Origin of the sequence: Companilactobacillus crustorum JCM 15951 (assembly GCF_001434585.1) — a bacterium.
GTDB lineage: Bacteria > Bacillota > Bacilli > Lactobacillales > Lactobacillaceae > Companilactobacillus > Companilactobacillus crustorum.
Genome location: NZ_AZDB01000065.1, coordinates 1 through 4,601, shown reverse-complemented (window position 1 = coordinate 4,601; position 4,601 = coordinate 1). Strand labels below are relative to the sequence as shown.

Here is a 4,601-nt window from a genome sequence, read left to right as displayed (position 1 = left end):
TATCCTTCAACACCATTTGACAAACTTCCAAAAAAGGCCCCTACTCCGGGATTTTTTGTATGCATTCTGCTTCATTTAAACGGACAAGTATACGTCTAAAAGCTGAACGTGTCGTCTATGGGTGCTTTGAACTACGGTTTTGGTATGTCTTCATATACATTTCGAACATTATTTTTTGCTCATTTGATAATTCACGCTCAGCTTTGTCCAACAGTGCTGATATAAGATCATCTTGAGTAATATATCCTAACGAATTTTGAATGGAGTTAATTCTATTTACATTATTTTTTTGAAGTCTAACAGTTCCATACTTTTTGTTTTTTCGAGGGCGACCAACGGGATTCTTATTCGTTTCATTTTTTTCCATATCTTTTATATCAAATGTTTTACTAGGACGAGATATGACAGTTTCTTCTACGGGTTTTGTTTGTTTTAACTGGTTTCTATCTTGCTTTTTGAATTCCATTTTAGCCATTGCTATTTGCCCCCAGTCCGAGCAATGATTTCTTCCGTTAATTTGCCGTACAATGCGTGTAGCCTTATATCGTGGAAGTCGTTTACACTAGTTAGCCCTTTTTCTGATATTCCTTTTCTATCGTAGCGCTTCAATCTTTCCATATGGTGCATGATGTTTTCAAAAATCATATCTTTGCCAAAAGTTTCTCTAGCATCTTTTATGATTTGATTGTCAATTCCGGAATTGTTTTTTAACAGGACTGGCAAGATCCCAGCAATATCGAAGTCTATAGCTGTGTGATTGTTGTAGAATTCTTGAAGATATTCCCAAAATGCTTCTGCACCGTCTAATGATCTTTGCTGAGTCTGAAGAACAATAATAACATAATCTGTATCGTATAAAGCAGTGTCTGTAAATATTGATAGTGTAGGCGGAACATCAAAAATAATGTAATCAAATTTATTATCTACTTCAGATAGAAGAGTACCGAAATATGACATTCTTTTTTCTTTATAGTTTGGCACGTTAGGCATAAATTTCATTTCCAAGAAATCCGGGTAGCTAACGAAGTCTTTGTAAGAAGGCAATAAGTACAGGTTATTCATTATCTCAACGATGGCATCGGGGAGTTTTTCTTCTTGAATTGCAACCATCATAGTTTTATCAATCTTTAATTCAGAGTTATGCTGCAATCCATATGTTCTTCTCAATAGTTGAGTGGAGTTTGATTGAGGATCTAAGTCACATACAAGGGTTTTATACCCTTTCTTTGCTAATTCATAGGCAGTCATCACGGAATTGGTTGTCTTGCCTACACCGCCCTTAAAATTTCCGAATAATATTTTCTTAGTCAACATGTCCCCTCCTTACTACAAAAAATATTACCACATATTTGTTTTGATTTGTGTGTTTATTTAAATTTACTATTTGTATATCTGAATATTGGACTATTTGTTTATTTGAATATTTGAATATTTGTATTCAAATATTCAAATAAAACAACCGCTTTGTTCTTGATATACCAGTACATATTTTTTTACTATCCGTATATTTGAATATCATACTAAATGTATATTTCACTATTAGGATATTCGTATAAATTACTATTTGAATATTAGTATACAAAAACTAATTTTATCTTTATTTTCTTGCTAAGGTGGGGTATTATCAAAAATATAAAATGGAACATAAAAAAACACCCACTGACTGGAATCGGTGAGCGCCACAAAGATAAATTTAATTTAGTTATTATTATATCATGGCCGGTGCGATTTTTAAAGCCCTAGGGGACAAGCTGGGGTCTAAATCTAAGGGGACACGTTTGCCAGGGCGACTTCAATAAGTCTGGCTATACCACAACAAGGTCATCTGTACGGCTGGGTGGTGAATGGTGAGCGCGACCATTAACGGCGCGGGTGGTAAAACGAAGCTTCGGCTTGGTGCCACTGATTAGTTGGTGATCGAACAAAAATAAATACGTATTACCAACGCCTGCTAGGGCGTTTTTTAGTAGGTTAAACCGAAAACGTAGGTTTATAATGAGTGGTGGTAGCAATACCGCAATTGTACAGACAAGCGACGGGCGTTAACGACCGACGAACTAAGGGGAAACTTTTAGTAGTAGAATTGTACTCTGGTTCAGTTATTCCAAATAGCTGATTCCAGGGAACAATTCTGCGCTCAAAACGTCACTCCCTCTAAACTAAATGGAAAGCCATAACCCGTCAAGACAAATTCTAAAGAAAAAAGAAAGTTGATGGAATTATTGGAATGTAAGGATTACATTGTTCCATTGAATCCAGATGTGATCATTAAGAAGACAATCTACCGGAGTTCTGCAAGAATTACTGAGCGACAAAGGAACCAAGTGAAGAGAGTTTTGCGTAGTCAAGGGTATCAGGGAAGAATTAGTAGTATTCGATACACTCGGGTAAATTACAAGTATTCATTTAAAGTATCAGTGAAGTATCGGGGAAGTGTTGGCAAATTTTTGGTTAATACAAAGAATGAGACAGTTGAATTTAAGGGAATGGTCTAGGAGTAATACCAGTAAATTTCACAAAATTTCTTTCCCCAATTAAAGCCAATCTGCGACCTATACCACTTCTTTTTTGGACAAGTTCACAATCAAAAAATAACAGAATGTGGAAGTACCGCGGTGAATGTGGGTTACTTGGGATAAGCCGCATTATGTAAAGTAGAAATTGGTATATAAAAAAGACCATCCAAAGAAGAGTTGAGGGTACCTTCTTAGATGGTCTTTTTAAGAATGGAATGTCAGAACGAGATTAATCATAACACGGGAGTATCAGAAATTACAGAAACTTCTCAATGATATAGATAAGAAGAGTAACCTAAGAACGCCACCGGAACACTTAATTGTTACTAATAAAATTAATGCTTTTTAGTGATTACATTAGGGTAGGCCTAAGTTAAACAAAATGAGCTGGAAGGGAAAATATATGTTTTTTTCAATATTTTTAGGATTAGTTTTGTTATCAGTTGGGATAATCTTAATTGCATTTCTATCCTCATTGATTTCATGTTAATTTAAAGCTATGAGATACGTTCTAAGACGTTTTAGAACAACTTGAATATAAATACGTGAATAAGATAGAATGGCTTAAAAGAGCTTAGAATTGATTACAGAAAGAAATGATAACATGTGGTTAAAAATTTTTGGCATTATTCCAATGATAATGTTTATAGTTGCGTTGTTCTTAATTGGGATTGTTGGGTTAGCAATCATGATTTGGCTTATCGTTGAGTAAGACGTACCAGCTTAATGATATGAACCGAGTGACAAAACTAGATTAAAATTTAAGGCATTTCATTTACACAAGATTCTTGACGCTACCTAAAATTTTAGATTTTACGCTTGACCTAAAATCAAAAAGAAGAGGTAAGGGTCAAAAGATAATTCAACAGCGATCAAGTAAAAGGAAGCACAAAGAAAGTAAAGCAGAGCTTACACAAAGAATTCAAAAACAGTTAAAAGACTTTGCTAAACACAATCCAGAAGTTAAGCCAAAAAACAATCCTGAAAATAAAAACGATCGGCCTAGTTATTAGGTTGATCGTTTTTTAATTTATCCGGTTTATGGGCGTTGACATAGTCAGCGAATGTTTTTAAAAGTTCTTCGGTTTGTTCGACCGAGAGGTTATTAGCTTGAAAGTACTTTTCTAATAAAGCCCCTTTTTGAATTAATCGGCGAGAACGGGCTTTTCGTGCTTGTCGATTTTCATAATACTTAGATTGGCGTAACTTAAAATCTTCCCGCTCAATTTTTTGTTTTAAACGCGCTTGTTGTTCAATTAGTTTTTCATATTGATTAGGCATGGAATTCCCCATCTCCTATGACTAATGATCTACGGGCTTTTCCTTTAAAAACTCGGATACTTTTTTGGATAAGGACTTGATATTGTCATTAGATAAATTAGCATAATCTAAATTGGCTTGACTGATGATTTGTTTACCTAGCCGTTGTTCAATCTTATTTTTTTCGTCCTTAATTTTTGATTAAGGGCTTTTAATTTAGCTTCTTGTTTCTCTAAGTTACTTTGAGACATAACGATCCCTCCAATCATATTAGAAATAATCACCGAAACTATATCATATAGTAAACGTTAAGTCAAAGTATAAAATTTGAAATAGCGAAGCGGAAGGCATACACTAAATTAAAGTTAAGAGAATCAGAAGATCGAGTGAAACGAGGTCAATGCGCACTTACACATAGAAGAAATTCTATGTTGTGATAACCCCCAAAAAACCTGTATCAGAAGTCGCCGTTGGCGACAACTAAAAACCCAAATAAAATTAACCAAAATCAATTTGCTCTAACATACTTTCGGTACTTGCTTGGTCTAAGCCTAAATAAGCTAAAGTCATGGCTTCACTAGAATGATTTAATAAGTGCATGACTAGGCCAATATTGTAATTAGATTGCGTGTAAACTCGATAAGCTCAAGTCTTGCGCATTGTGTGTGTACCTAGATAATTAATTCCTAAAAGATCAACTTTGTCTATAAAGATGGTAAAAAATTTATTCCCGTTGCTAGTTCACAAAAAAATAAATTTCTCATTAAACCGGTAAAGCTAAAAAATCAAACAAATTCATAACTGAATATACGTAAAAAGAACAGC

4 protein-coding genes and 3 pseudogenes are annotated in these 4,601 nt (G+C 34.3%); 2 read left to right on the top strand and 5 right to left on the bottom strand.

Annotated features, from left to right (window positions below):
• Positions 1-115: 115 nt before the first annotated feature.
• Complete coding sequence (locus FD26_RS10500; protein ID WP_057868372.1) at positions 116-475, bottom strand: hypothetical protein; 360 nt, start codon at positions 473-475, stop codon at positions 116-118.
• Positions 476-477: 2 nt separating this feature from the next.
• Positions 478-1,311: a ParA family protein gene (locus tag FD26_RS10495; protein ID WP_057868371.1), complete on the bottom strand. Its 834-nt coding sequence runs from the start codon at positions 1,309-1,311 to the stop codon at positions 478-480.
• A 902-nt stretch (positions 1,312-2,213) separates the two neighbouring features.
• On the opposite strand from FD26_RS10495, the gene FD26_RS10490 reads away from it, so the two are divergent.
• Both FD26_RS10490 and FD26_RS10485 read left to right on the top strand, forming a co-directional pair.
• Positions 2,214-2,495, top strand: coding sequence for a hypothetical protein (locus FD26_RS10490; protein WP_235525363.1), 282 nt, complete (start codon positions 2,214-2,216; stop codon positions 2,493-2,495).
• 821 nt (positions 2,496-3,316) lie between these two features.
• Positions 3,317-3,529: pseudogene (locus FD26_RS10485) on the top strand (hypothetical protein); the annotation flags it as partial.
• On the opposite strand, the gene FD26_RS10480 reads toward FD26_RS10485, so the two are convergent.
• From FD26_RS10480 to FD26_RS10975, 3 genes and pseudogenes are all read right to left on the bottom strand, one after another.
• The gene (locus tag FD26_RS10480) at positions 3,519-3,797 is read right to left on the bottom strand and encodes a hypothetical protein (protein ID WP_003680647.1); all 279 of its coding nucleotides are present in this window, start codon (positions 3,795-3,797) and stop codon (positions 3,519-3,521) included. The pseudogene FD26_RS10485 and the gene FD26_RS10480 sit on opposite strands and share 11 nt — an antisense overlap.
• A 21-nt stretch (positions 3,798-3,818) precedes the next feature.
• Positions 3,819-4,027 (bottom strand): annotated as a pseudogene (locus FD26_RS10475) (hypothetical protein).
• Between the two features lie 247 nt (positions 4,028-4,274).
• A pseudogene (locus tag FD26_RS10975) lies at positions 4,275-4,475 on the bottom strand (site-specific integrase); the annotation flags it as partial.
• Between the last annotated feature and the right edge of the window lie 126 nt (positions 4,476-4,601).

Bases quoted from the DNA above. Each gene is read 5' to 3' on its own strand.
- FD26_RS10500 (WP_057868372.1), bottom strand. From the start codon at position 475: ATGGCTAAAATGGAATTCAAAAAGCAAGATAGAAACCAGTTAAAACAA.
- FD26_RS10480 (WP_003680647.1), bottom strand. From the start codon at position 3,797: ATGCCTAATCAATATGAAAAACTAATTGAACAACAAGCGCGTTTAAAA.
- FD26_RS10490 (WP_235525363.1), top strand. From the start codon at position 2,214: ATGGAATTATTGGAATGTAAGGATTACATTGTTCCATTGAATCCAGAT.